Annotated in this window: 25 protein-coding genes and 1 riboswitch; of the genes, 20 read left to right on the plus strand and 5 right to left on the minus strand. The window is 69.6% G+C overall.

Annotated elements, in window-relative coordinates; translation table 11 throughout:
• From ACOADB_RS12690 to ACOADB_RS12735, 10 genes are all read left to right on the plus strand, one after another.
• Positions 1 to 541: DUF881 domain-containing protein (locus ACOADB_RS12690; RefSeq protein ID WP_378598934.1), on the plus strand; the 541-nt coding region annotated here is incomplete at its 5' end.
• A 10-nt stretch (positions 542 to 551) separates the two neighbouring features.
• Positions 552 to 941 carry a glycine cleavage system protein GcvH gene (gene gcvH / locus ACOADB_RS12695; protein ID WP_378598937.1) on the plus strand — a complete coding sequence of 130 codons (390 nt, stop codon included), beginning with the start codon at positions 552 to 554 and terminating at the stop codon, positions 939 to 941.
• 49 nt (positions 942 to 990) lie between these two features.
• A complete protein-coding gene (locus ACOADB_RS12700) occupies positions 991 to 1,515 on the plus strand; it encodes an FHA domain-containing protein (RefSeq protein ID WP_378598940.1) in 525 nt (174 codons plus the stop codon).
• 2 nt (positions 1,516 to 1,517) lie between these two features.
• A complete protein-coding gene (locus tag ACOADB_RS12705) occupies positions 1,518 to 2,255 on the plus strand; it encodes a MerR family transcriptional regulator (protein WP_378598943.1) in 738 nt (245 codons plus the stop codon).
• A gap of 41 nt (positions 2,256 to 2,296) precedes the next feature.
• Positions 2,297 to 2,785 (plus strand): bifunctional nuclease family protein, encoded by a 489-nt coding sequence (locus ACOADB_RS12710; RefSeq protein WP_378598946.1) that lies wholly within the window; start codon positions 2,297 to 2,299, stop codon positions 2,783 to 2,785.
• Between the two features lie 142 nt (positions 2,786 to 2,927).
• Positions 2,928 to 3,533, plus strand: coding sequence for a MerR family transcriptional regulator (locus ACOADB_RS12715; RefSeq protein ID WP_378598949.1), 606 nt, complete (start codon positions 2,928 to 2,930; stop codon positions 3,531 to 3,533).
• Positions 3,534 to 3,583: 50 nt separating this feature from the next.
• Positions 3,584 to 3,685, plus strand: a riboswitch (glycine riboswitch).
• An 83-nt stretch (positions 3,686 to 3,768) separates the two neighbouring features.
• Positions 3,769 to 6,591 carry an aminomethyl-transferring glycine dehydrogenase gene (gene gcvP, locus ACOADB_RS12720; protein WP_378598952.1) on the plus strand — a complete coding sequence of 941 codons (2,823 nt, stop codon included), beginning with the start codon at positions 3,769 to 3,771 and terminating at the stop codon, positions 6,589 to 6,591.
• A gap of 2 nt (positions 6,592 to 6,593) precedes the next feature.
• The gene (locus tag ACOADB_RS12725) at positions 6,594 to 7,877 is read left to right on the plus strand and encodes a serine hydrolase domain-containing protein (protein ID WP_378598955.1); all 1,284 of its coding nucleotides are present in this window, start codon (positions 6,594 to 6,596) and stop codon (positions 7,875 to 7,877) included.
• 38 nt (positions 7,878 to 7,915) lie between these two features.
• The gene (locus ACOADB_RS12730; RefSeq protein WP_378598958.1) at positions 7,916 to 8,401 is read left to right on the plus strand and encodes a hypothetical protein; all 486 of its coding nucleotides are present in this window, start codon (positions 7,916 to 7,918) and stop codon (positions 8,399 to 8,401) included.
• A 26-nt stretch (positions 8,402 to 8,427) separates the two neighbouring features.
• Positions 8,428 to 9,279: an acyl-CoA thioesterase domain-containing protein gene (locus ACOADB_RS12735; RefSeq protein WP_378598961.1), complete on the plus strand. Its 852-nt coding sequence runs from the start codon at positions 8,428 to 8,430 to the stop codon at positions 9,277 to 9,279.
• Positions 9,280 to 9,291: 12 nt separating this feature from the next.
• Here the strand turns inward: ACOADB_RS12735 and ACOADB_RS12740 are convergent, their stop codons facing one another.
• The 3 genes from ACOADB_RS12740 to pepN all read right to left on the minus strand — a co-directional run bounded on the left by ACOADB_RS12740 (position 9,292) and on the right by pepN (position 13,823).
• Positions 9,292 to 9,858 carry a hypothetical protein gene (locus ACOADB_RS12740; RefSeq protein WP_378598964.1) on the minus strand — a complete coding sequence of 189 codons (567 nt, stop codon included), beginning with the start codon at positions 9,856 to 9,858 and terminating at the stop codon, positions 9,292 to 9,294.
• Between the two features lie 74 nt (positions 9,859 to 9,932).
• Positions 9,933 to 11,315, minus strand: coding sequence for a DNA recombination protein RmuC (gene rmuC / locus ACOADB_RS12745; protein WP_378598967.1), 1,383 nt, complete (start codon positions 11,313 to 11,315; stop codon positions 9,933 to 9,935).
• Positions 11,316 to 11,366: 51 nt separating this feature from the next.
• Positions 11,367 to 13,823, minus strand: coding sequence for an aminopeptidase N (gene pepN, locus ACOADB_RS12750; RefSeq protein ID WP_378598970.1), 2,457 nt, complete (start codon positions 13,821 to 13,823; stop codon positions 11,367 to 11,369).
• A 48-nt stretch (positions 13,824 to 13,871) separates the two neighbouring features.
• Between pepN and ACOADB_RS12755 the strand changes: the two genes are divergently transcribed.
• Positions 13,872 to 14,753, plus strand: a complete 882-nt coding sequence (locus ACOADB_RS12755) for an SDR family NAD(P)-dependent oxidoreductase (protein WP_378598973.1) — start codon at positions 13,872 to 13,874, stop codon at positions 14,751 to 14,753.
• On the opposite strand, the gene ACOADB_RS12760 is transcribed toward ACOADB_RS12755, so the two are convergent.
• Entirely contained in the window at positions 14,740 to 15,489 is a 750-nt protein-coding gene (locus ACOADB_RS12760; RefSeq protein ID WP_378598976.1) for a peptidylprolyl isomerase, read from the minus strand. The genes ACOADB_RS12755 and ACOADB_RS12760 overlap by 14 nt on opposite strands.
• A gap of 51 nt (positions 15,490 to 15,540) precedes the next feature.
• Between ACOADB_RS12760 and ACOADB_RS12765 the strand changes: the two genes are divergently transcribed.
• The 5 genes from ACOADB_RS12765 (at position 15,541) to ACOADB_RS12785 (ending at position 20,390) form a co-directional block, all read left to right on the plus strand.
• Positions 15,541 to 16,410: an LLM class F420-dependent oxidoreductase gene (locus tag ACOADB_RS12765; protein ID WP_378598979.1), complete on the plus strand. Its 870-nt coding sequence runs from the start codon at positions 15,541 to 15,543 to the stop codon at positions 16,408 to 16,410.
• A 122-nt stretch (positions 16,411 to 16,532) separates the two neighbouring features.
• The gene (locus ACOADB_RS12770) at positions 16,533 to 17,072 is read left to right on the plus strand and encodes a dihydrofolate reductase family protein (RefSeq protein ID WP_378598982.1); all 540 of its coding nucleotides are present in this window, start codon (positions 16,533 to 16,535) and stop codon (positions 17,070 to 17,072) included.
• A 44-nt stretch (positions 17,073 to 17,116) separates the two neighbouring features.
• Positions 17,117 to 17,476: a YciI family protein gene (locus ACOADB_RS12775; RefSeq protein WP_378599135.1), complete on the plus strand. Its 360-nt coding sequence runs from the start codon at positions 17,117 to 17,119 to the stop codon at positions 17,474 to 17,476.
• On the plus strand, positions 17,473 to 18,750 hold the full coding sequence (locus tag ACOADB_RS12780) for an RNA polymerase sigma factor (protein ID WP_378598985.1): 1,278 nt from the start codon (positions 17,473 to 17,475) through the stop codon (positions 18,748 to 18,750). The genes ACOADB_RS12775 and ACOADB_RS12780 overlap by 4 nt, the downstream gene beginning before the upstream one ends.
• Positions 18,747 to 20,390, plus strand: a complete 1,644-nt coding sequence (locus ACOADB_RS12785) for an ABC-F family ATP-binding cassette domain-containing protein (protein ID WP_378598988.1) — start codon at positions 18,747 to 18,749, stop codon at positions 20,388 to 20,390. The genes ACOADB_RS12780 and ACOADB_RS12785 overlap by 4 nt, the downstream gene beginning before the upstream one ends.
• Before the next feature lie 2 nt (positions 20,391 to 20,392).
• Here the strand turns inward: ACOADB_RS12785 and ACOADB_RS12790 are convergent, their stop codons facing one another.
• On the minus strand, positions 20,393 to 20,785 hold the full coding sequence (locus ACOADB_RS12790) for a VOC family protein (protein WP_378598991.1): 393 nt from the start codon (positions 20,783 to 20,785) through the stop codon (positions 20,393 to 20,395).
• Positions 20,786 to 20,861: 76 nt separating this feature from the next.
• Here ACOADB_RS12790 and ACOADB_RS12795 point away from each other — a divergent pair, with 76 nt between their 5' ends.
• From ACOADB_RS12795 to ACOADB_RS12810, 4 genes are all read left to right on the plus strand, one after another.
• Entirely contained in the window at positions 20,862 to 22,025 is a 1,164-nt protein-coding gene (locus ACOADB_RS12795) for a sterol desaturase family protein (protein WP_378598994.1), read from the plus strand.
• Positions 22,026 to 22,029: 4 nt separating this feature from the next.
• On the plus strand, positions 22,030 to 22,167 hold the full coding sequence (locus ACOADB_RS12800) for a hypothetical protein (protein ID WP_378598997.1): 138 nt from the start codon (positions 22,030 to 22,032) through the stop codon (positions 22,165 to 22,167).
• A gap of 55 nt (positions 22,168 to 22,222) precedes the next feature.
• Positions 22,223 to 22,447: a type II toxin-antitoxin system PemK/MazF family toxin gene (locus ACOADB_RS12805; RefSeq protein WP_378599000.1), complete on the plus strand. Its 225-nt coding sequence runs from the start codon at positions 22,223 to 22,225 to the stop codon at positions 22,445 to 22,447.
• A gap of 224 nt (positions 22,448 to 22,671) precedes the next feature.
• A complete protein-coding gene (locus ACOADB_RS12810) occupies positions 22,672 to 23,148 on the plus strand; it encodes a calcium-binding protein (protein WP_378599003.1) in 477 nt (158 codons plus the stop codon).
• Positions 23,149 to 23,163: the final 15 nt, after the last annotated feature.

Below are 23,163 nucleotides of genomic sequence, written 5' to 3' on the forward strand. Positions count from 1 at the left end.
GGCCGGCACGCGCCAGCGCGCCGAGGCCGAGGTCGACCGGCTCGAGGACGTCGCCGCCGACCTGCGCGACGACTCGACCAAGCGGCAGGCCGCCCTCGAACAGGCCCGGAAGTCGGTCGACAACCTGAACATCCTGGCCGGGCTCGTGCCCGTGACCGGCCCCGGCATCCGGGTCACGATCACCGAGGTCGACGGCCGGCTGACCCAGTCCTCCCTTCTCGACACGATCCAGGAGCTGCGCACGGTCGGTGCCGAGGCCATCGCGATCAACGGCACCGTGCGGGTCGTGGCCCAGACCTTCATCGCCGAGTCCGACGGCGGCTTCACGATCGACGGCGAGCAGGTCGAGGCGCCGTACGTCATCGACGCCATCGGCGAGCCGGGTGTGCTCCGCGGTGCGCTGACCTTCGCGCTGGGGCCGAAGAAGCAGATCGAGGAGGACGGCGCACGGATCGAAGCACGGGAGCTGAAGGCGATCGACATCGAAGCTGTCGCGCGACGCGACCGGCCTCGGTACGCCGCCCCTGACCAGGGGCAGTAATCTTCTGGCCATGACGAACCCCGCCGAGCTGAAGTACACCGTCGAGCACGAGTGGCTGCGTGAGCCCGGGGAGGTCGCCGGATCGGTCCGGGTCGGCATCACCGACTTCGCGCAGGAAGCTCTCGGCGACATCGTCTACGTCTCGCTCCCCGAGCTCGGTGCCGCCGTGAGTGCGGGCACCCCGTGCGGCGAGCTCGAGTCGACCAAGTCGGTCAGCGACGTCTACGCCCCGGTCACCGGCGAGATCGTTGCCGTCAACGAGGCGCTGGACGCCACCCCCGAGCTGGTCAACAACGATCCGTACGGCGCCGGCTGGCTGTTCGAGGTCGTCCCCGCAGACAAGGGCGACGTCGACGGATTGCTCGACGCGGCCGCATATGAGGCACAGCTCGACACCTGATCGGGTACGTTCGTCAACGACCAACCCGGACCCTTCAAGGAGCCTTCTGATGCCGTTCTGCACCGCCTGTGGTCGGCAGAACCCCGATGATGCGCGGTTCTGCTCCCAGTGCGGAACCCGCCTGGTCGAGCAGGACGCGTCGACGCCCGCCGTCAGCGACGCGACCGCCACCATCCAGTTCGGTGCCGGCGCCTCCGCCGGTGATCGTGTGGAGACCTCTGACCGCGCGCTCAGCCCCGTGGACGCGGCTGCGGTCGACGCCTTGCCGATCGGACACGCGCTGCTGGTCGTCCAGAAGGGCCCGGGCTCGGGGAGCCGGTTCCTGCTGGATGCCGACGAGGTGACCGCCGGGCGCCACCCCGAGAGCGGGATCTTCCTCGACGACGTCACCGTCTCCCGTCGTCACGCGGTGTTCCGCCGTGACGGTGGCACCTTCACGGTCGAGGACGCGGGAAGTCTCAACGGCACCTACGTCAACCGCGACCGGATCGAGAAGACGCAGCTCACCGACAGCGACGAGGTCCAGGTCGGGAAGTACCGCCTGGTCTTCTTCTCCGGACACGAGAGCCACTGAGCATGGCCGTGGCCTTCGCCCGTGGCGAGCGGGAGCCCCTGCTCAACATCGGGCAGGTCCTGGAGATGCTTGAGCCCGACTTCGGCGGGCTGATCAGCATCTCCAAGCTGCGGGGCCTCGAGGACGACGGGCTGATCAAGCCCGATCGCACCGCCTCGGGCTACCGCAAGTTCTCCCATGCCGACGTGGAGCGGTTGCGCTACATCCTGCGGATGCAGCGTGACCACTACCTGCCCCGCCGCGTGATCCGCGAGCACCTCGACGCCATGGACCGTGGCCTCGAGCCGCCCGCACCCGACCCGGTCGTGCCCACGGTGCCGAAGGTGGCCATCGGGGTCGACGGCCTGCCCGCGCCCGAGTCGTTCCGTCGTACCGACAAGCTGCGACTCTCGCGCAAGGAGCTCATCAAGGTGGCAGAGATCGACGAGCAGCTGCTCGGACAGCTCGAGGACTTCGCGCTGATCACCCCGTCCGCCACCGGGCACTACGACACCGACGCACTCGTGATCGCCCAGACCGCTCGCGAGCTCGCCGACTTCGGCATCGAGCCTCGCCACCTGCGTGCCTTCCGCACCGCCGCCGACCGCGAGGTCGGGCTCATCCAGCAGGTCGTCGCGCCCGTGCGCGGCGGACGTGACGCCGGGGCCAACGCCCGTGCGGAGGAAGCGATCAGCGAACTCGCCGCCCTGTCGGTGCGGTTGCACGCGACTCTGGTCAAGGCCGGACTGCGCCGCATCTAGTACCTGCACCACTTCGTGGGAACCCTGAGTAGGCTGGGGTCATGCGCGAGGTGGAGGTCCTGGGAGTCCGGGTGGAGATGCCGTCCAACCAGCCCATCGTCCTGCTCCGGGAGTCCAGCGGTGAGCGGTACCTGCCGATCTGGATCGGCGCTGTCGAGGCGACCGCGATCGCCTTCGCCCAGCAAGGGGTGACCCCTCCGCGGCCGCTGACCCATGACCTGATGCGCGACATCATCACGGCCACGGGCTCCGACCTGGACCAGGTGCGGATCACCGACGTGAAGGACGGCGTCTTCTTCGCGACGCTGGTCTTCGCCTCCGGAGTGGAGGTCAGCGCGCGTCCGTCCGACTCGATCGCCCTCGCCCTGCGCACCGGCACCACGATCTACTGCGAGGACGCCGTGCTCGCCGAAGCCGGCATCGCGGCGCCGGCGGAGGAGGAGGACGAGGTCGAACGGTTCCGCGAGTTCCTCGACCATGTCTCCGCCGACGACTTCGAGGCCGAGGATCTCGGCCCCAACGAGGGTTGATTTCGAAGTCTCAGCCTCAACCTCACCTTGAGGCTGAGGGTTTTCCACGACACGCCCAGTGACGTCTTTGACCGACCCGGACTGCCGCCGTACCTTGAAGTGTCGAATGACACGCATGAATGTTGGATCCCGTGGAGGACCAGTGAACGAGCAGCAGCCGGAGACGGCACAGCAGTCCGCACAGCGTGAAGCTGAGGCGGCCGCCGCAGCCGAGGAGCAAGGACTGCTCTTCTCCGACGACGTTTCTCCGGTGCCGAGCGACCTCGGGTACCGCGGTCCGACGGCGTGCAACGCCGCCGGCATCACCTACCGCCAGCTGGACTACTGGGCGCGCACCGGGCTGATCGAGCCCAGCGTTCGCGGCGCCAAGGGTTCCGGCTCGCAGCGGCTCTACAGCTTCCGCGACATCCTGATCCTCAAGATCATCAAGCGCCTGCTCGACGCCGGTATCTCGCTGCAGCAGATCCGCACCGCGGTGAGCCACCTGCGCGAGCGCGGCACCGACGACCTGACCCAGGTCACCTTGATGAGCGACGGCGCCTCGGTCTACGAGTGCACCAGCAACGACGAGGTCATCGACCTGCTCCAGGGTGGCCAGGGCGTGTTCGGCATCGCCATCGGCGGCGTCTGGCGCGAGATCGAGGGCACCCTCGCCCAGCTCCCGAGCGAGCACGCCGATGCCGAGGCCGGCGAGGCGAGCGAGGGCGACGAGCTCGCCGCGCGACGCGCCGCGCGCATCGTCAGTTAGGACAGCTTTCCAACAAGAGCCACCCTGCGCTGTAGGGTGGCTCTTGCTGTTGATGCTGCACGGGAGAGTCAGGCCGCCCGAAAGACGTAGGCCTGCGCCGAAGGGGCAATTCCTCCCCGGAACCTCTCAGGCGCCCGGACCGTGCAGAGCAGGCAACTGTGGAGCTGCACCGGTGCAGTGACAGAGGGGGAGGGATTCGATCTCTCTTTGTCGATCCCCAAGGACCCGCCTGCTCATGAGCACCCCTTTCGTCAACCGCCACATCGGACCGGACGCACCGCAGGTCCACACCATGCTCGAGCGACTCGGCTTCGCCTCGATCGATGAGCTGATGGACGCGGCCGTGCCGAAGTCGATCCGCTCCACCGACGCCCTGGCACTGCCGGACGCCGTCGACGAGGAGACCGCGGCGGCCGAGCTCCGGGCCCTCGCAGCGAGCAACGTCCCCGGCGAACCCATGATCGGCCTGGGGTACCACGCGACGGTGACCCCCGCGGTGATCCGGCGCAACGTGCTGGAGGACCCGAGCTGGTACACCGCCTACACGCCATACCAGCCGGAGATCTCCCAGGGCCGGCTCGAGGCCCTCATCAACTTCCAGACGATGGTGTCGGACCTGACCGGCCTGACCACGTCCGGGTCCTCCCTCCTGGACGAAGGTACGGCGGCCGCCGAGGCCGTTGCGCTGGCGTTCCGTGCGAACCGGAAGGCCGCGGGTCCCTTCGTGATCGACGCCGACGCGTTGCCGCAGACCATCGACGTGGTGCGCACCCGTGCCGAGGGCATCGGCATCGAGATCCTCGTCGCCGACCTCACCGACGGCCTGCCGGAGGGCGAGGTGTCCGGTGTGCTCGTGCAGTACCCCGGCGCGTCCGGGCGGATCGCCGACATCAAGCCCGTCATCGACGCGGTCCACGAGCGGGGCGGCCTGGCCGTCGTCGCCGCCGACCTGCTCGCCCTGACCCTGCTGGAGGCGCCGGGCACGCTCGGCGCCGATGTCGTGGTCGGATCGGCGCAGCGCTTCGGTGTCCCGCTGTTCTACGGCGGCCCGCACGCCGGGTTCATCAGCGTCCGTGAAGGCCTGGAGCGCCAGCTCCCGGGTCGTCTGGTGGGCGTCTCGGTCGACGCCGAGGGACGGCAGGCGTACCGCCTCGCGCTGCAGACCCGCGAGCAGCACATCCGCCGCGACAAGGCGACGTCGAACATCTGTACGGCGCAGGTCCTGCTCGCGGTGACGGCCGCGATGTACGCCGTCTACCACGGCCCCGAGGGCCTCAAGGCGATCGCGACCGAGGTCCACGAGCTGGCCGGCCGTGCCGCTGCCTCGCTCCAGGGTGCGGGCTTCACGCTGGTCAACGAAACGTTCTTCGACACCCTCCAGGTGCGTACGCCCGGCCAGGCCGCCACGATCGTCAAGGCTGCGCGGGCCGAGGGCCTCCACCTGCGCCTCGTCGACGAGGACACGGTCGGCATCGCGTTCGGGGAGACCGCGAGTGCCGCGACCCTGCGGGCGCTGCACGCCGCCTTCGGCGTGACGCCACAGGCGGTCGAACCGCTCGAGGGACTTCCCGCGGCGCAGCACCGGACCACCGACTACCTGACGCACCCGGTGTTCAACACGCACCACAACGAGACGTCGATGCTGCGCTACCTGCACCGGCTCAGCAACCGCGACTACGCGCTCGACCGCGGCATGATTCCGCTCGGGTCCTGCACCATGAAGCTCAACGCCACGACCGAGATGGAGCCGATCTCGCTGGCCGGCTTCGCCAACCTGCACCCGTTCGTGCCCGTCGAGGACGCCGGCGGCTACGTCGCGATGATCGAGGAGCTCGAGGGCTGGCTCGCCGAGGTCACCGGCTACGACCGGGTCTCGATCCAGCCGAACGCCGGCGCCCAGGGCGAGTTCGCCGGGATGCTCGCGATCCGCAACTACCACCGCGCCAACGGCCAGGGCCAGCGCGACGTCTGCCTGATCCCGTCCTCGGCGCACGGCACCAACCCCGCGTCCGCCGTGATGGTCGGCATGAAGGTCGTCGTCGTGAAGTCCCACGACGACGGAACCGTTGACCTCGACGACCTGCGCGCGAAGTGCGAGCAGCACTCCGAGACGCTGGCCGCGATCATGGTGACCTACCCGTCGACGCACGGCGTCTACGAGGAGACCATCACCGAGCTCTGCGACCTGGTGCACGAGCACGGCGGCCAGGTCTACATCGACGGCGCCAACTTCAACGCGCTGCTCGGCTACGGCCAGCCGGGCAAGTTCGGCGGCGACGTCTCGCACCTCAACCTGCACAAGACGTTCTGCATCCCGCACGGTGGTGGCGGCCCCGGCGTGGGCCCGGTCGCGGTGCGATCGCACCTGGCGCCGTACCTGCCGACGCACCCGCTGCACCCGGACGGCAGCCGTCGCGAGGGCACCGGTGCGATCAGCGCCGCTCCCTTCGGTTCGGCGGGCATCCTGCCGATCTCGTGGGCCTACGTCCGGATGATGGGTGCCGAGGGCCTGACCCGCGCGACCGCCGTCGCCGTCCTGTCGGCCAACTACATCGCCGCCCGCCTCGGCGAGCACTTCCCGGTGCTCTACCGCGGTGAGACCGGACTCGTCGCGCACGAGTGCATCCTCGACCTGCGCAAGATCAGCCTGGACACGGGCGTCTCGGTCGACGACGTCGCCAAGCGCCTCATCGACTACGGCTTCCACGCACCGACGATGTCGTTCCCCGTCGCGGGCACGCTGATGGTCGAGCCCACCGAGTCCGAGGACCTCGCCGAGATCGACCGCTTCTGCGACGCGATGATAGCGATCAAGGGCGAGATCGACCGCGTCGTCGCAGGGGAGTGGGACGTCGACGCGTCGCCCCTGCACAACGCGCCGCACACCGCTCGCGCGCTGGTCGGCGAGTGGGACCGCTCCTACTCCCGCGAGGTCGCCGTCTTCCCGGCCGGCATCACCTCGGACAAGTACTGGCCGCCGGTGGCCCGCATCGACCAGGCCTACGGCGACCGCAACCTGGTGTGCGCGTGCCCGCCGATGGACGCCTACACCGACTGACCATGGGGTACGACGACGCGCTGGCCGCGTTGCAGGGTGCCGGTCGGCTGCCCTCGGTGTCGGCAGCGGTCGCGCGTGCCGGGGAGCCGGTCTGGAGCGGCTGCATCTCGGTCGCCGACGGCGTGGAGAGTGGGTCGTCGTACCGGATCGGGTCGATCACGAAGACCATGACGGCCGTGCTTGTCCTGCAGCTGCGGGACGAGGGGTTGTTGGCGCTGGACGACCCGATCGGAACGGTCGTGCCCGAGACGGGATATGCCGACGCCACGGTCCGCGAGCTGCTGTCGCACACCAGCGGGATGCAGAGCGAGCCTGTCGGTCCGTGGTGGGAGCGGTCGAGGGGTGGTGACGCGGATGCGTTGATTGCGGCCAATGACGGGTCGGGTCGCGTCGCCGCGGCGGGGGAGTACTTCCACTACTCGAACCTCGGGTTCGGCCTGCTCGGCGAAGCGGTCGCGCGACTGCGCGGCACCGACTGGTGGACCACGGTGGAGACCCGGTTGCTGGCGCCGCTCGGCATGGTGGAGACGTCGTACCACCCGCCGGCGAAGCACGCGCCGGGCCGCAGCGTCGACCACTTCGCCCACACGCTCACCGCCGAGCCGCACACCGACACCGGTGCGATGGCCCCGGCTGGACAGGCGTGGAGCACGGTGGCGGACCTGCTGCGCTGGGCCGACTTCCTCGCCGTGGGCCACGCCGACGTGCTGTCGTCGTCGACGCTCGCCGAGATGGCCGAGCCGGTGTCGCCGGCCGAGGCGTACGGGCTGGGTCTGCGCATCCTGCACCCAGGGGGCCGGACGCTCGTCGGGCACACCGGATCGATGCCCGGCTTCCAGGCGTCGCTGTTCGTGGACCGTGCGTCGCGCGACGCTGTCGTGGCTCTCACGAACGCGACCACCGGACTGCGCCCCGAGCACGTTCCGGCGATCCTGCTCGACGGCGCCGCCTGTCCGAGCCCCGGCCGGTGGCGGCCGACGTCGGAGGTTCCCGGGCCGGTGGTTCCGATGCTCGGCACCTGGTTCTGGGGGAACACCGCCTTCGGCGTGGAGTGGGCACACGACACGTTGCTGGTCCGGGACCTGCGGACCGCCGAGGTCAGCGACCACTTCGCGGTCATCGACGGCGAGCTGATCGGCATCGACGGCTACCACCAGGGCGAGCGCCTCGAGGTGCGCCGCCGTACCGACGGCACGGTCGACCATCTCGAGTGCGCGACGTTCGTCTACACCCGGGTGCCCTACGACCCGCGGGTCACGATTCCCGGTGGCCATCCGGCGCCGTGATCGACCCGACGAGGTGGGGTCTGCCCTAGCCTCGGGCCATGCACACATTGGTCAAGGTCGGCGCGGTCGTGGCACTCCTGGTCGGTCTTGCCGGATGCGGCAGTGACGACGACCCGGGTGACGCCGATCCGAAGCCGGGGACGACGTCGTCCGAAGACGGCGAGCCCGGCGGGCCGGACGCGGCTGACTGTGCGACCACCGAGCAGGCGGCCGGGTTCTCCGTCAACGGCCAGATCGTCGCGCAGTTCGCCAACCTCCCGACGAGCAGCTGGACCGACTCGCTCGGCAACCTGGCCGACCTCGACGAGCAGGTGGCGGCGCTCAGCACCCTGGACGGTGCCGACGTCCAGGCGGCGATCGCCATCTATGAACAGATCCCGCCGATCATCGACGCAGGCCTGGGTGGCGACACCACGGCCACGGCGAAGCTCGCCGACCTGATCGGGACCGACCCGGTCGAGGCGTTGAAGCTCAAGAACACGATCGTGCTCGCCTACGGGAAGCAGTGCCAGGGCGCAGGCTGACCATCGTCGTACGCCATGATGGGCGGGTGAACGAGAACACGTTGCAGTTTGCCTGGTTCCAGCGCGACGGGGAGACGTACCTGCCCCTGCCCCTCGCCCAGAGCCTCTGGAAGGCCGGGCAGATGCACGGCGTGGCCATCAGCGGCCTGCTCGCTCGCGCGCTGGAGGCGGCGGTCGTCGCCGCCGGACGCGATGACTTGGTGCCCGCGCGCTACCACGTCGACCTGTTCCGGCCGGCCGGGATGGTCGCCACGACGACCTCGGCAACGGTGGTCCGCGAAGCGAGCCGCCTGATGCTGGTCGACGCCGTCGTCCTCCAGGAGGGTGAGGTCGTGGCCCGGGGCAGCGCGACGTTCCTGCGACCGACCGCGAATCCGGACGGAGACGTGTGGGCGGCCGCGGATCGTCCCGTCGCTCCGCCGGTCGAGCTGATGCCGGAGACCGGCCAGCCCGACACCCCGTTCTTCGCGAGCGCGACGCCGTGGTCGGACGACTTCAGCGCCCACCAGAACGGCGGACGGCACCAGACCTGGCAGACCGCCGTGCCGATCGTGCTCGGCGAGGAGTGCACGCCGTTCCAGGCCGTCGCCTCGATCGCCGACGCCACCAGCATGGTGACGAACTGGGGGAGCGGGGGCGTGCAGTTCATCAACACCGACATCAGCGTCGTGCTGTCCCGGGTGCCCGACGGTGTCGTCCTCGGGCTGCGCAGCACCGACCACGTCGCTGTCGACGGCATCGGTGCCGGCACGGCCGAGGTGTTCGACCGACGTGGGTCGATCGGTACGGCGACGGTCAGCTCCCTGGCCAACACCCGGCGCACCGTGGACTTCTCCGCCTTCGACGCGGAGAGCCACCACGGGTCGCCGGGCGCGTGAGGTGACCGGGCGTCAGTCGCTGGTGACGACGACGTAGAACCGCTTGCGTGCGCCGGGCTGGGTCACCGTCCCGTCGCTGTTGCGCGGGCTCACCACGAAGTGGCTCGTGTTGTTGGTGCCGGCCGGTGCGCAGGCAACGACCCCGGCCAGGCCACAGACGGTTGCGGAGATCTCGCCACCGAATTCGGGGTTGGCGTTGGCGCCGGGCGCACGACCGTTGGTGATGCCGTCAGCGTTCTGGTCGACCTGGTTCTGCAGGGCGATGGTCGTCACGATGCCGTTGTCGGACAGGTTCTCGCCCGCACTGATGTAGACGTTGCCGGCAGCGCGCAGCGAGTTGTCACCGGTGGCTGCCGTGTTCGGCAGGGTCGGGTAGCCGGCGGCGACGGTGAACCCGCCGGACTGCGCCTCGATCTGGCCGTTGGCGTCGATGAGCAGCCAGCGTTCGTGACCCGGCTGGCCCTGCTCGCCCGGGTTGTCGGGGCCGGCCTGGGCGACGGCCCAGGAGGTGCCGCCGAGGGAGAGCGCCAGGGCGGCCGTGGCGACGTAGAAGGACGGGGTGGGCTTGTGGACACGCATGTGGACCTCCGATGGGAGTGATCTGTCACACGTGCTTCGGAGCAGCAGGCCCCGCGGATGGTAAAGCTTCGGCGTCAGCCGGCGCGGTGCTCGTCGTCGACGATCTCGGCGTCGGCCACGTCGAAGTCGAAGGTCAGCTCGGGGCGCTCGAGATCGGCGATGACGGCGAACTCGCCGCTGGTCAGTGCTCGCGGCGCGATGTCGATCTGCCGGGCAGCGCCGAGAACAGCCGACTCGTCCATCTGGTCGAGCTTGCGCGCGGTCACGAGCACGCGCGACTCCAGGGAGTTCGCGAAGGTGTTGTAGCTCTTCACCGTGGACTCGAGTGAACGACGCAGCTTGTCGGCATGCTCGGCCAGGGTGCTGATCCGGCGGTACAGCTCGCGGCCGAGGTCGAAGAGCTGCTTGGCGTCGTCGGTGAGGACGTCCTGGCGCCAGGTGAAGGCCACGGTCTTGAGGATCGCCCAGAGGTTGGTCGGCGTGGCGAGCAGGACGCCCTTGCCGAAGGAGTACTCCAGCAGGGACGGGTCCGTGTCGAGCGCCACCGACAGCAGCTGCTCGTTGGGGATGAACGCCACCGTGAACTCGGGGCTCGCCGTCAGGCCGGTCCAGTAGCTCTTCGCCGAGAGTGCGTCGACGTGGCCGCGCACCTTGCGGGCGTGGTCGACGAGCAACCGCTGGCGCTCACCGGCGTTGACCTGCGGGCCGTGCGCGTCGATGAACGCGTTGTAGGGCACCTTGGCGTCGATCGCCATCTGCTTGCCGCCCGGCAGGTTGATCACCATGTCGGGGCGCCGGGCGCCGGAGTCGGCCTCGATGGAGTGCTGGGTGTCGAAGTCGACGCGCGGCAGCAGGCCGGCGGACTCCACGAGGGTGCGCAGCTGGGTCTCGCCCCACACACCGCGCACGGCGTTGTTGGTGAGGGCCGAGGCCAGCGTGTCCGCGGCCTTCTTCGACTCGGCGACCGTGACCTGGGTGCTGCGCAGCTGCTCGGCGAGCTCGCCGTGCTGGTGGGAGCGCTGCTGCTCGAGCTCCTCCACGCGGCGCTGCATCGTGCGCAACTGGTCCGCAACGGGCGTCAGGGTCTTGAGCACCTGGGTGTGGCCGCCCTCGGCCTTCTCCCGCTCCTGCTCGGTCAGGCGCTGCTGGGCGAGCGTCGCCTGGTGCTGCTCACGGGCAGCCTCGAGGGCGGCGCGCAGGGCATCGACGGTCGCGAGGGCACCGGCCAGGTCGCTCTCGACCGCTGCGCGGGCGGCGGCGTCCTGCTCCCGGATCTCCGCGACGATCACGTCGTTGCGTGAGTGGGCCAGCTGGACCTCGTGCCGCAGGTCACGGACCTCGCCGTCGTGGGACCGGGCGAGCGCGGCGATCGCGGACTCCTGCTGGGCGCGCAGGACGAGCCAGCTGGCTCCTGCGCCGAGCAGGAGACCGATGAGCAGAGCGACGATCGTGAGCATGAGGACAGTCAAACAGCGGGGGGCGACAGAACCCCGCTGGGCACGCCGCGCTCAGGCGACAACCGCGGCCCGGCGGCGCTCGAGCTCGTCCAGGCGGTCCGCCAACCGCCGTCGTACGGCGCCCGGCAGGTCCTGTTCGAGAGCTGCGCGCGTCGCGGCGACAGTCGCATCGTCGCGGTGGGTGATGGGGAAGAACGCCTCGATCACGACTCCCTGGACCCAGCCCTGGTGCGCGGCGATGAGTTCGTCGAGCCGGGTGAAGTACGCGACGGCGAACGGTTCGGTCAGGGCCAGCTGGTCGGGGCGCCAGAGCCCCTTGCCGGCGGCCTCGATCTCGTAGTTGGCCACGGAGACCTCGCCGGTCGCCCGCGCCCAGGCGAACTCCTTGGCCTCGAGCAGCGGGAGCGAGGCGACGGCGCGCGTGTGGTGCACCGTGGCGGTGCCCCCGGGCTCGGCAGCCAGCGCCGCGTCGAGGGCACTCCAGTCCGTGGCGCCGAGCTCGGCGAGCCGGCGACGCGCCTTCCAGCGCAGGTCCAGGTCGGCCGCGATCCCGGGCGGCAGGTCCTCCCCGGCGGCCCAGCGCTGGAGCTCGGACGGGTCGGCCGCCGACAGCACCGTTGCCCGGAAGGCGGACAGCTGCAGCTCGGAACCGGCCTCGGCGCGGTCAGCCGCGTCGCGAACCGCCGCGTGGAAGCGTGCGGTGGAGCGTTCCGGTGCCAACGGCAGGGCCGTGTCGAGAGTCCACTGGACCAGGCTGCGGATCCCGTCCGCGGTGTCCTCGACGGGCGGGGCGGCAGCCAGCAGGTCGGCCACGGCGGACGGAGAGACGGATGCGTTGAACAACCCCAGCCGCACGCTGTTCCACATCGTCGCCCGCAGCTGTGGGTCGTCCATGTGCGGCGCGAGCGCCGGCAGCGCCGCCATCGTGACGGCGTCCGGAGGGCAGACGGCCCAGGTGCTCTCGCTCGCGTCGAGCAGGACGGGCGCCTGGCCCACGGCCAGCGGAGTCGCCGGGCCGTCGATGACGAATGGTTCGATGCGCCAGCCTGCCTCGCCGTGCACCGCGACGTCGAGCAGGTGCCGGCGTTCGGCGGGGTGCTCGGCGGGCGAGGTGCGCAGCACGACCCCTGCGGCGCGATCGACCGCCAGCTCATCCGGGCCGGGCGTCAGCAGCCAGTCGCGCACGAAGCCGTCGAGGTCGGCTCCGCCTGCCGCCTTCGACCAGCTGGCGAACAGGTCGTGCATCGTGGCGTTGCCGAACCGGTGCAGTGCGAAGTGCTCGCGCACCCCGCCGAAGAAGGCGTCGTCGCCGAGACGTGTGGCGAGCTGGCGCAGCACGTTCGAGCCGCGGGCGTACGAGATGCCGTCGAAGTTCTGCAGGGCCGCGAGTGCGTCCTCGGCGGCATTGCCCGCCACGGGGTGCGTCGTCGGACGGGAGTCGGCGGTGATGCCCCACACGCGGCGGGCGTAGGACTGGTGCAGCCACCCGTCGTCGTACTGGGTGACATCGGCGATGACGCGGTAACCCATGTACTCGGCGAACGACTCGTTGAGCCACAGGTCGTCCCACCAGCGCGGCGTGACGATGTTGCCGAACCACTGGTGCGCCATCTCGTGTGCGATCAGCGCGGCACGGAAGCTGCGATCGGCGCGGGTGCTGGTGCCCTCGAACAACAGGGGGTCGCGGATGGTGACGCATCCGGGATTCTCCATCGCCCCGGCGTTGAACTCCGGCACGAACGCCTGGTGGTAGTCGCCGAACGGGTAGCGCACGCCGAACAACCGGTGGAACTCGTCGAACGACTGCCTGGTCAGGGTGAACAGCTCGTCAGCCTCGCGGTCGAGGATGGTGGCCAGGCTCTGGCGCGAGCTCAGCCCGAGCGGGATGCCATCGTGTTCGTCGGCGAGGCGGTGGTACGGCCCGGCGACCAGCGTGACGAAGTACGTCGCCAGCGGGGGAGTAGGCCCGAGCTCCCAGCGACGGGTCCGGGCGTCGCTGCCGACCTCCCGGGCCGGGGCGTTGCCGACGACCATCCAGTCGGCCGGAGCGGTCACCCGCATCGTGTACGGCGCCTTCAGGTCGGGCTGGTCGAAGCACGCGAAGATCGACGGGGCCGCGTCCATGAAGGACATGCCGTAGACGTAGGCGAGTCCGTCGGCCGGGTCGACGGAGCGGTGCAGGCCCTCGCCGTCGTTGCGGAAGGGCATCGTCGCCTGCACGACCAGTTCGTGTTCACCGGATGCAAGCGTCAGCGCGACCCGGCCGCGATCCAGGGTCGTGACGTCGATCGCGGCGCCGTCGAGGGTGATGGCGTGCAACGCCCTCGGCTTCACGTCGAGGAAGGTGTCGGCCGTCGTGCTGGTGAAGCGGATGACGGTGCGGGACGCGAACACCTCGTCGCCGACCGTCAGGTCCAGTTCGACGTCGTACGACGTCACGACGAGCACGCTCGCGCGGTGCTCTGCTTCGGTGCGCGTGAGGCTGATCGACCCGGAATCGGTGCTCATCGGGCCAGCGTAGTGAGGCATCCCATGTCGATGTGGCAACCTTCGGCCATGCGTCCGTGGACCCAGGTTCCGCCCCAGTCGGGGCGCCGATTCGTGATCACCGGCTCCAACGGAGGCCTCGGCCTGGAGACCGCCCGGATCCTCGGATCCCGCGGTGCGGAGATCGTGATGGCGTGCCGCAGCGTCGAGAAGGGCGAAGCCGCCGCGCGGAGCGTTCCCGGGCACGACAAGGGCCGCGTGCAGGTGCGCCAGGTCGACGTGAGCGATCTCGCGTCGGTCCGGGCGTTCGTGGCCGGCCTGACGGACGAGGGCCGACCGGTCGACGTACTCATCAACAACGCCGGGGTGCTCGGCGTCCCGTACGCGCTGTCGGCGGAGGGGGTCGAGATGCACTTCGCGACCAACTACCTCGGCCACTTCGCGCTGACCCAGGGGATGCTTCCGCTGCTGACCGACCGCGTCGTGGTGATCAGCTCACGCGAGCACCGGTCGGGGGAGATCGACCTCGACGACCTCGCCTGGGAGCGGCGCCCCTACCGCCCGTTCGCGGCCTACGGTGCGTCGAAGCTCGCCGACCTGCTGTTCATGAGGGAACTGGACCGTCGGCTCCAGGCCGAGGGCTCGCCGCTGCGTTCCGTGGGTGCGCATCCGGGAGCATCAGCCACGTCCATCACGAGCGGCTCCGGCAACCCGGTCGTCACCGCGATCGGCCACTACGGCCAGCGCCTGGTCGGCATGCCCGCGTGGCGCGGGGCGCTGTGTTCGGTCTACGCCGCGACGATGGACGTCCCCGGCGGCACGTACATCGGTCCGCACGGGCTGACCGAGCTCTGGGGCTGGCCCGCGCCTGCGCGGATGTCACCCAAGGCCGGCGACGACGTCCTCGCCGCCGCCCTGTGGGAGAAGTCGGTCGAGCTCAGCCGACCTTGATGCTCTTGAAGGTGACCGGGGTGTTCGGCCGGCCACCGCTGCTTCCGATCGAGGCCCAGTAGGCGTCGTTGCCACCGGCGGTTGCCTTGACCAGGGTCTGGAGCGACGCCTCGTCGAGCTTGCCCCAGACGGTGTAGTCCGGCGTGAAGCCGGAGTCTCCGAAGACGATGAAGAACTGGCCGCCGCCCGAGTTCGGGGCACCGGTGTTCGCCATCGCCAGGGTCCCGGCGGGGTAGGTCTCGGAGCCGTCGATCTCGTCAGGGATGGTGTAGCCGGGGCCACCCGAGCCGACCTCCTGGCCGGGCGTGGCCGCCTTCGGGTCGAAGTTCGGGTCGCCGCACTGCAGGAACTCGAAACCGGGGTCATTGCCCTGGCGGTGGCAGGACGTGTTGTCGTAGTAGCCCTGCTCGGCGAGCGACGCGAAGGACTCCACCGTGCAGGGCGCCTTGTCGGCATCGAGGGTCAGCTTCAGCTCACCGATGCTCGTCTCCAGGACCGCCGGGACCTGACCCGAGCGCGAGGGGTTCGCATTCGGCAACGTCACCTCGCGGGCAGCACCGCCCGTCTCGACGAAGTCGCAGGAGCCCGATGCGGCGGGGCTGGAGCCGTCCGTGGCGTCGCTGGTGGGGTCGGACGCCGGACCGTCATCGGACGCCTTGGTGTCGTCGTCACCGCAGGCGGTGAGGCTGGCGAGCAGGAGCAGGGCCGGCACACCGGCGAGCAGGCGGGAACGCATGGGCGGAATCGTACGCAGACGACCTGAGACAAGTCGGCGTAGGTTGACGGCATGGACCTGGGCATCCACTACGCGACCTTCACGACACCTGCTTGGGAGACCACGCTGGTCGACCACCTGACCGCCACGGCGAGGATCGCCGACGAGGGCGGGATCTCGTTGTTCACCGTGATGGACCACTACTTCCAGATGGTCGACTTCGGTGGGCCGTTCGAGCCGATGCTCGAGGGCTACACGACGCTCGGCTATCTCGCAGGCGTCACCGAGCGGGTGCATCTCAGCCTCCTGGTGACGGGAGTGACCTACCGTCACCCCGGGCTGCTCGCGAAGGTGGTGTCGAGCCTGGACGTGCTGTCGCGCGGTCGGGCGCAGCTCGGCATCGGCGCTGCCTGGTACGACCGGGAGCACGACGGCCTCGGCGTACCCTTCCCGCCGCTCGCGGAGCGCTTCGAGAGACTCGAGGAGACGATCCGGATCGCCGAGCAGATGTGGAGCGACAACGACGGTCCGTTCGCGGGCGTCCACTACCAGCTGGCCGAGACGATCTGCCTGCCGAAGCCGGTCCGTGGCCGGGTGCCGTTGATGATCGGTGGCCAGGGTGAGCGCAAGACCCTGCGGATGGTGGCCCAGTACGCCGACGCCTGCAACCTGTTCACGGGAGAGGGGGTCCCCGGCGTCGCGAGGAAGCTCGACGTGCTGCGCCGGCACTGCGACGACCTGGACCGCGACTACGACGCGATCCGCAAGACGATCCTCTACTTCGGCGACCCCGTGGCCGATCCCGACACCTTCGTCCGCGACATGGAGGAGTACGCCGCCCTCGGCGTCACCCTCGCCGCGATGATGGCGCCGGCTGCTGACCCGGAGGGGTGGGCCACCGCGCTCGTGGAGAAGGCCCTGCCCCGCGTGGCAGACCTGTGACGACCGTTTCAAAAGATTTCTGAAACTTCTTGGTCGATGGTGTCGATTCGGGTGACGCCCGTTCGGCACACGGGGTGAAAGCAACCCCCGCGGGCGCCAGCCCATCGAACAAGGAGCACACCATGGGATCCATCAAGTCCGGCCTCTTCATCTCCCTCGACGGCGTCATCGAGTCGCCCGAGACCTGGCACTTCCCCTACTTCGACGACCAGATGGGCGCCGCCGTCGGCGGGCTCATGAGCGGCAACGACGCCACCCTGCTCGGCCGCCAGACGTACGACGAGTTCGCGGCCTACTGGCCCGCGGCCGACGCGAGCGACCCGATGACCGGCGTGATGAACGGCGCGAGGAAGTACGTCGTCTCCAGCACGCTGACCGATGCGGAGTGGGAGAACTCCAGCGTGATCACCGGCGACGTCGCGGGGCAGCTCCGCGAGCTCAAGAAGAGCACCGACCTGGGCACCACGGGCAGCGCGACCCTGGTCCGCTGGCTGGTGGAGCAGGGCCTCGTCGACGAGCTGCACCTGCTGGTCCACCCGATCGTCGTCGGCAAGGGCAAGAAGTTGTTCGAGGACGGCGCGACCGTCCCGCTCAAGCTCCTCTCGTCGACTACTTTCGACTCCGGTGTCCTGCACCTGGTCTACGCCGGCGCCGACAACTGAGCCGAACCGGTCACTGACGAGCCGAGGAGACGATCGTGCGCTACATGGTCATGCACTACCAGACCCAGGACATGGAGGACGGCGTCCTGCCGTCGCCCGAGCAGCAGGCCGCCATCGGCGAGTACATGCAGGAAGCCGCCATGTCGGGGGTGCTGCTCTCCGGCGAGGGCGTCCAGTCCAGCGCCAAGGGCGCGCGGGTCGAGGTCACCGACGGCAACGTCCGGGTGATCGACGGCCCGTTCGCCGAGGCGAAGGAACTGATCGCCGGCTTCGCCATCCTCGAGGTCGACTCACTGGCCGAGGCCGTGGAGCATGCGCGGAAGTTCGCGCTGCTGGTCGGCTCCCACCGGGTCGACGTACGCAAGGTGATGGAATACGAAGACCTGGTCCCGCCCGGCTCATGAGCGATGACCTCGACCAGCGGATCGCCGCGCTGTGGCGGGTCGAGTCACCCCGTGTGATCGCCCGGCTGATGCGGCTGGTCGGCGACCTCGACACCGCTGAGGAGATCGCGCAGGACACCTTCGTGGCCGCCCTTGAGAAGTGGCGGGGGAGCGGGATGCCGGACAACCCGGCGGCCTGGCTCAACACCACGGCGAAGTTCCTTGCGGTCGACCTGATCCGGCGGCGGGACACGCAGCGGGGGAAGTACCAGCTGGTGGCCCACAGCGAGCCGCAGTCGGTCGAGCACGACGTGGCCGCGATCGTGGACGGTGACCTGGCCGAGGACCTGCTCGGACTGATCTTCATGTCCTGCCACCCGTTGCTCTCCCCGGATGCGCGGTCGGCGCTGACGCTCAAGCTGGTCTGCGGGCTGAGCACCGATGACGTGGCACGGGCGTTCCTGACGCCGACCACGACGGTGGCGCAACGGATCGTGCGGGCCAAGAAGACCCTGGCGGCGGCGAAGGTGCGGTTCGACCTGCCGCCGCCGGGGGAACGGGTCGCGCGGATGGACGGGGTCCGCGAAGTCATCTACCTGATGTTCAACGAGGGCTACTCGGCAACCAGCGGGAGCCAGTGGTTCCGCGGCGACCTGTGCGCGGAGGCGCTGCGGCTCGGGCGGATGCTCGCAGCCCTGACGCCACGCGACACCGAGACCCTCGGGCTGCTGGCGCTGATCGAGATCCAGGCGTCGCGGCTCCGGGCGCGGACCGGCCCCGACGGCGAGGCGGTGTTGCTTGCCGCCCAGGACCGCACCCGCTGGGACCGGCTCCTGGTCCAGCGGGGACTGGCGAACCTCGACCGGATCGAGCGGCTCGGCGGCACCGTCGGTCCGTTCGCGCTCCAGGCGGCCATTGCGGCCTGCCATGCCCGGGCGCGCACGGTGGAGGACACCGACTGGGAGCTGATGACGGCCCTGTACGACGGCCTCGCGCACCTCACTCCGTCGCCGGTGGTCGAGCTCAACCGTGGGGTGGCCACCGCCCAGGCGTTCGGGCCGGAGGCCGGCCTCGCGATCGTGATGCCGCTGTTCGACGTACCCGGAATGGGGGAGTACCACCTGCTCGATGCGGTGGCCGGCGACCTGCTGTGCCGGTCGGGCGACCACGGCACCGCCCGCGAGCACTTCCTGCGTGCGGCGGCGAAGACGAGCAACGAGGTCGAACGGCACACGATGCAGGGACGGGCCGCCGACTGCGCGGCGCTGCACGGTCCGGCTAACCTCACCGGGTGAGCGCGACGATCAAGGCTGCAGGACTGGCTGCTGGACACGGCGCCACGGCGCTCTTCTCGGGGCTGGACCTGGTCATCGGACCGCGCGACGTGATCGGCCTGGTCGGCCCGAACGGCGCGGGCAAGTCGACGCTGCTGCGCACCCTGGCGGGCGAGATCCCACCCGAGGACGGCACCGTCACCGTCACACCGGCCTCGGCGATCATCGGGTACCTGCCGCAGGAGACCGAGCGCCGCGAGGGCGAGACGGTCCGCGGCTTCCTCGCCCGTCGTACCGGCGTCGCGGATGCACAGGCGGCGTTCGACGCCGCCACGGCGCGACTGGAGGCGGGGGAGCCGGGGGCCGACGACGAGTACGCCGACGCCCTCGAACGCTGGCTCGCCCTCGGGGCACCCGACCTGGACGAGCGCGCGGACGCCATCGCGGCCGACGTCGGCCTGGCCGTCGATCTCGACCAGCTGATGACCTCACTGTCCGGAGGCCAGGCGGCGCGTGCCGGGCTCGCGAGCCTGCTGCTGTCGCGCTACGACGTGTTCCTTCTCGACGAGCCGACCAACGACCTGGACCTCGACGGCCTCGACCGCCTCGAGCGGTTCGTGGCCGACCTCGGTGAGGCGGCGGTCATCGTCAGCCACGACCGCGAGTTCCTCGCCCGCACCGTCAACCGGATCGTCGAGCTCGACCTCCACCAACGAGCCATCAACATCTACGGCGGCGGCTACGACGCCTGGCTCCAGGAGCGCGAGATCGCGCGCCGCCACGCCCGCGAGGCCTACGACGAGTACGCCGACACGGTGTCCGGTCTCCAGGCGCGCGCCACCATGCAGCGCAACTGGGCGGCACAGGGAGTCCGCAACGCCCGGCGCAACATCAACAACGAGCCCGACAAGTCGGTGCGCAAGTACCGCGTCAACTCCAGCGAGAAGCAGGCCTCGAAGGTCCGGCAGTCCGAGAAGGCGCTCGAGCGACTCGAGGAGGTCGAGGAGCCCCGCAAGGAGTGGGAACTGCGGATGGAGATCGCTGCCGCGCCCCGCTCAGGAGCCGTCACCGCGGCCCTGCGAGAGGCCGTCGTACGACGGGGCGACTTCACGTTCGGACCGGTGACCCTGGAGATCGGCTGGGCCGAGAAGGTCGCCATCACCGGCGCCAACGGTGCCGGCAAGTCGACCCTGCTGGCCGCGTTGCTCGGCCGGTTGGCGCTTGACGAGGGCGAGTCGCACCTCGGGCCCGGTGTCGTGGTCGGCGAGGTCGACCAGGCGCGCCGCCTGTTCGAGGGTGAGGAGCCACTGGTCGACGCGTTCCAGCGGCACGTGCCCGACCTGGCGCCCGAACCGGTGCGCACGCTGTTGGCGAAGTTCGGGTTCAAGACGGATCACGTCGTGCGGTCAGCCTCCACGTTGTCGCCGGGGGAGCGGACCCGTGCGGCGCTCGCGCTGCTGCAGGCGAGGGGCGTGAACCTCCTGGTGCTCGACGAGCCGACCAACCACCTGGACCTGCCGGCGATCGAGCAGGTGGAGGCCGCCCTGGAGAGCTATCCGGGCACGTTGCTCCTGGTCACCCATGACCGCCGGATGCTGTCCGCCGTCTCGACGACTCGCGAGCTGCATGTCGAGAACGGCCGCGTGTCAGAACGTTCCTGACCTCAGGCCGGACGCCGGGCGGGCTGGAACAGTTCGACCAGGTTGCCGGAGGGGTCGGCCAGCAGGATCTGGCTGCCACCGGGGCCGGAGACCAGGTCACTCACGAAGGACAGTCCGGCCTCGCCGAGCCGGGTGACCTCGGCCTCGAGGTCGTCGACGACGAGGTGGATCCGGTTTCGTCCTGCGGACGACGCGAGCTCCGGGGGAGTTGCCCGGGCGCCCGAGCTGGCCGCGCCGGAGAGCAGCAGCCGCAGAGCGCCGCGCCGTACGTCGGCGAACGCCGGGGCTGCGGTCATGGTGAGCGTGAACCCGAGGTGCTCGGTGTAGAACGTGATCGACGCGTCGACGTCGTCCACGAGGTAACGGACGCTGGCGAGGCTGTCAGGAGCACTCATGCGTCCACCGTAGCTCCGAATCAGACTGAGCACCGATGCTCGTTTGCGAACCTGGCATCGAGCCGATACTGAGCACATGAGCGCAGGCGAAGCCGTGGGGGAGAACCCCACCCCGGAGAAGTACCGTCACATCCCGTTGTACCGGCACCCGTTGTTGGCGCCGGCCGCATCGATGGTCCTCGGGCTCGGCAGCCTCGTCGCCGTCCTGTGCTTCCACTTCCCGGAGCTGCTGACCAGCCAGGAGTTCCGCGCCGTCTACAGCGAAGGCTTCGCACGACGCCTGCTGCTCATCGCCCTGTCCTTCGCGTTCATCGCCGGCACGTTCGCGATCCTCCGCGACCAGCACAAGCGCCTGGCCTTCATCGGCGTCGGCTCTGCCACGATCGCGGTCCTGGCCGGGGGATCGGACGTCCAGTTCGAGACCATCGGCAAGACGCCGTACTCGCTGGGCCTCGACTGGTTCGTCCTGTCGCTGTTCTTCTCCGCACTGGTGTTCATCCCTCTCGAGCACCACTTCGCACGACGCCCGCTCGCGGTGCTGCGTGGTGGCTGGAGGACCGACGCGGCGTACTTCTTCATGTCCCACGTGCTCGTCCAGTTCATCCTGATCACGGTCACCGCCTCCACCAGTGTCGTCGTGGAGTCCGTGAAGATCGGCGGTATCCAGGCCTGGGTGGGTGGTCTGCCGTTCGTTGCCCAGTTCTTCCTGGCCGTGTTCGCGGCCGACGTCGCGCAGGCCGGCCTGCACCGCGCTTACCACCGGATCATGGTGCTGTGGCGGTTCCACGCGGTCCACCACTCCAGCCCGGAGCTCGACTGGCTGGCCGGCTCGCGGGTGCACCTCATCGAGACCATCCTGACCCGCTCCACAGTGCTGCTCCCGCTGCTCCTGCTGGGGTTTTCCCAAGAGGCCGTCAACGCGTACGCCGTCCTCGTGGGCCTCCAGGCCGTGATCGCGCACGCCAACATCGGCATCAGGTTCGGCTGGCTCGAGTACGTCGTCACGCTGCCGCGGTACCACCACTGGCACCACGCGCGTCACGTCGACTACTGGGACCGCAACTACGCGATCCACCTGCCTGTCGTGGACATGCTGATGGGTTCGTTCAAGCTTCCGCGCGACGGCAGCTGGCCCGAGGAGTACGGCGTGCTGAAGCCAGAGACCGTCCCGAACGGGTTCGTCGCCCAGCACCTGATGCCGTTCCGGGGGACCAGGGAGTACAGCGACTACGTCTCCTGAGCAAGTGAATCCCATAGTGGCCCGGGCGCTGCGCCTCTATCAGCAGCAACTGAGTGCTGAGCGTGATGCGCAGCTCCTGGAGTCGTTGGGGGACTACGACGACTTTGACGAACTGGTCAGCCACGTCGCTGTTGGCGACTGATGCGTGACATCCACATCGCCCACCTCGACAAGGCGCGCCGGCGGTCCGTGGAGCGATGCGCCGGGTCACGGTTGCGCCCATCACGTCGACCGCAAAAGGGCTGAGCACCGAAGTGGGCGTCGGGCCTGACAACGGTCTCGAGGAAATCAGTGTCGTGAGCTGCGACAACATCATCACGATCGGCAAGCGGTCGCTCGGTCGGCACGTCGGGTTCTTCTTCGATCGCCAGGGAGCGGATCTCACCGCAGCGATCGTGAGCGCCTTCGCGCTGCGGACGTAGTGCTTCGCGACCCGGGAGAGGGCCCTCCAAAGGTCACATGCTGACATAATGTCACTTATCGGCGATCAAACTACGCAGTACAGAACGGCCCGAGAAGCGGCCCCGCCGTACCTGGTCCACATGATGCACACCACAGGTCAGCCTGTTTGCGTCCTGTCCCGCGGGGAAACATCTCTCCAGCAGCCACGAACTCGGCGCCATCCCCTCGGACCCAAGGACCCACCATGAACCGGACCCTCGCAGCAGCCGTGACCGTGCTGGCCGTCGGCACCTTCACCCTCGGCACGACCGGGGCTGCGAACGCCTCCAGGAACACCTTCGCGAGCGAGGTCCTCTACGGCACCTCCGGGCTGGACAGGATCCACGGTTACGGCGGCAACGACACCGTGTACGGCTACGGCTATCACGACGAGCTGTGGGGCGACGACGGCAACGACACCCTCCACGGGGGCAAGGGCGACGACCGCCTCTACGGAGGTGCCGGCAACGACAAGCTCTACGGCGGATACGGCTACAACTCCCTCTCCACCGGCACTGGGACCGACCGTGCGATCGGCGGACCCGGACAGGACGTGGTCGTCGTCTACCGCGGTCGCTACGCGGACTACGTGGACTGTGGGGGCGCCTACGACACGGTCTACGTCAAGGGCACAGGAACCGGCCCCCGCCTGATCGGTTGCGAACGCATCATCCGCAGCTGACCCGGCGGTCACGGG

The sequence above is a fragment of the Nocardioides sp. CPCC 206348 genome, assembly GCF_048654705.1.
In the GTDB taxonomy this organism is placed as follows: domain Bacteria; phylum Actinomycetota; class Actinomycetes; order Propionibacteriales; family Nocardioidaceae; genus Nocardioides.

Bases quoted from the DNA above. Each gene is read 5' to 3' on its own strand.
- gcvH (WP_378598937.1), top strand. From the start codon at position 552: ATGACGAACCCCGCCGAGCTGAAGTACACCGTCGAGCACGAGTGGCTG.
- ACOADB_RS12700 (WP_378598940.1), top strand. From the start codon at position 991: ATGCCGTTCTGCACCGCCTGTGGTCGGCAGAACCCCGATGATGCGCGG.
- ACOADB_RS12705 (WP_378598943.1), top strand. From the start codon at position 1,518: ATGGCCGTGGCCTTCGCCCGTGGCGAGCGGGAGCCCCTGCTCAACATC.
- ACOADB_RS12710 (WP_378598946.1), top strand. From the start codon at position 2,297: ATGCGCGAGGTGGAGGTCCTGGGAGTCCGGGTGGAGATGCCGTCCAAC.
- gcvP (WP_378598952.1), top strand. From the start codon at position 3,769: ATGAGCACCCCTTTCGTCAACCGCCACATCGGACCGGACGCACCGCAG.
- ACOADB_RS12725 (WP_378598955.1), top strand. From the start codon at position 6,594: ATGGGGTACGACGACGCGCTGGCCGCGTTGCAGGGTGCCGGTCGGCTG.
- ACOADB_RS12730 (WP_378598958.1), top strand. From the start codon at position 7,916: ATGCACACATTGGTCAAGGTCGGCGCGGTCGTGGCACTCCTGGTCGGT.
- ACOADB_RS12740 (WP_378598964.1), bottom strand. From the start codon at position 9,858: ATGCGTGTCCACAAGCCCACCCCGTCCTTCTACGTCGCCACGGCCGCC.
- rmuC (WP_378598967.1), bottom strand. From the start codon at position 11,315: ATGCTCACGATCGTCGCTCTGCTCATCGGTCTCCTGCTCGGCGCAGGA.
- pepN (WP_378598970.1), bottom strand. From the start codon at position 13,823: ATGAGCACCGATTCCGGGTCGATCAGCCTCACGCGCACCGAAGCAGAG.
- ACOADB_RS12755 (WP_378598973.1), top strand. From the start codon at position 13,872: ATGCGTCCGTGGACCCAGGTTCCGCCCCAGTCGGGGCGCCGATTCGTG.
- ACOADB_RS12760 (WP_378598976.1), bottom strand. From the start codon at position 15,489: ATGCGTTCCCGCCTGCTCGCCGGTGTGCCGGCCCTGCTCCTGCTCGCC.
- ACOADB_RS12765 (WP_378598979.1), top strand. From the start codon at position 15,541: ATGGACCTGGGCATCCACTACGCGACCTTCACGACACCTGCTTGGGAG.
- ACOADB_RS12770 (WP_378598982.1), top strand. From the start codon at position 16,533: ATGGGATCCATCAAGTCCGGCCTCTTCATCTCCCTCGACGGCGTCATC.
- ACOADB_RS12775 (WP_378599135.1), top strand. From the start codon at position 17,117: ATGGTCATGCACTACCAGACCCAGGACATGGAGGACGGCGTCCTGCCG.
- ACOADB_RS12780 (WP_378598985.1), top strand. From the start codon at position 17,473: ATGAGCGATGACCTCGACCAGCGGATCGCCGCGCTGTGGCGGGTCGAG.
- ACOADB_RS12790 (WP_378598991.1), bottom strand. From the start codon at position 20,785: ATGAGTGCTCCTGACAGCCTCGCCAGCGTCCGTTACCTCGTGGACGAC.
- ACOADB_RS12795 (WP_378598994.1), top strand. From the start codon at position 20,862: ATGAGCGCAGGCGAAGCCGTGGGGGAGAACCCCACCCCGGAGAAGTAC.
- ACOADB_RS12805 (WP_378599000.1), top strand. From the start codon at position 22,223: ATGCGCCGGGTCACGGTTGCGCCCATCACGTCGACCGCAAAAGGGCTG.
- ACOADB_RS12810 (WP_378599003.1), top strand. From the start codon at position 22,672: ATGAACCGGACCCTCGCAGCAGCCGTGACCGTGCTGGCCGTCGGCACC.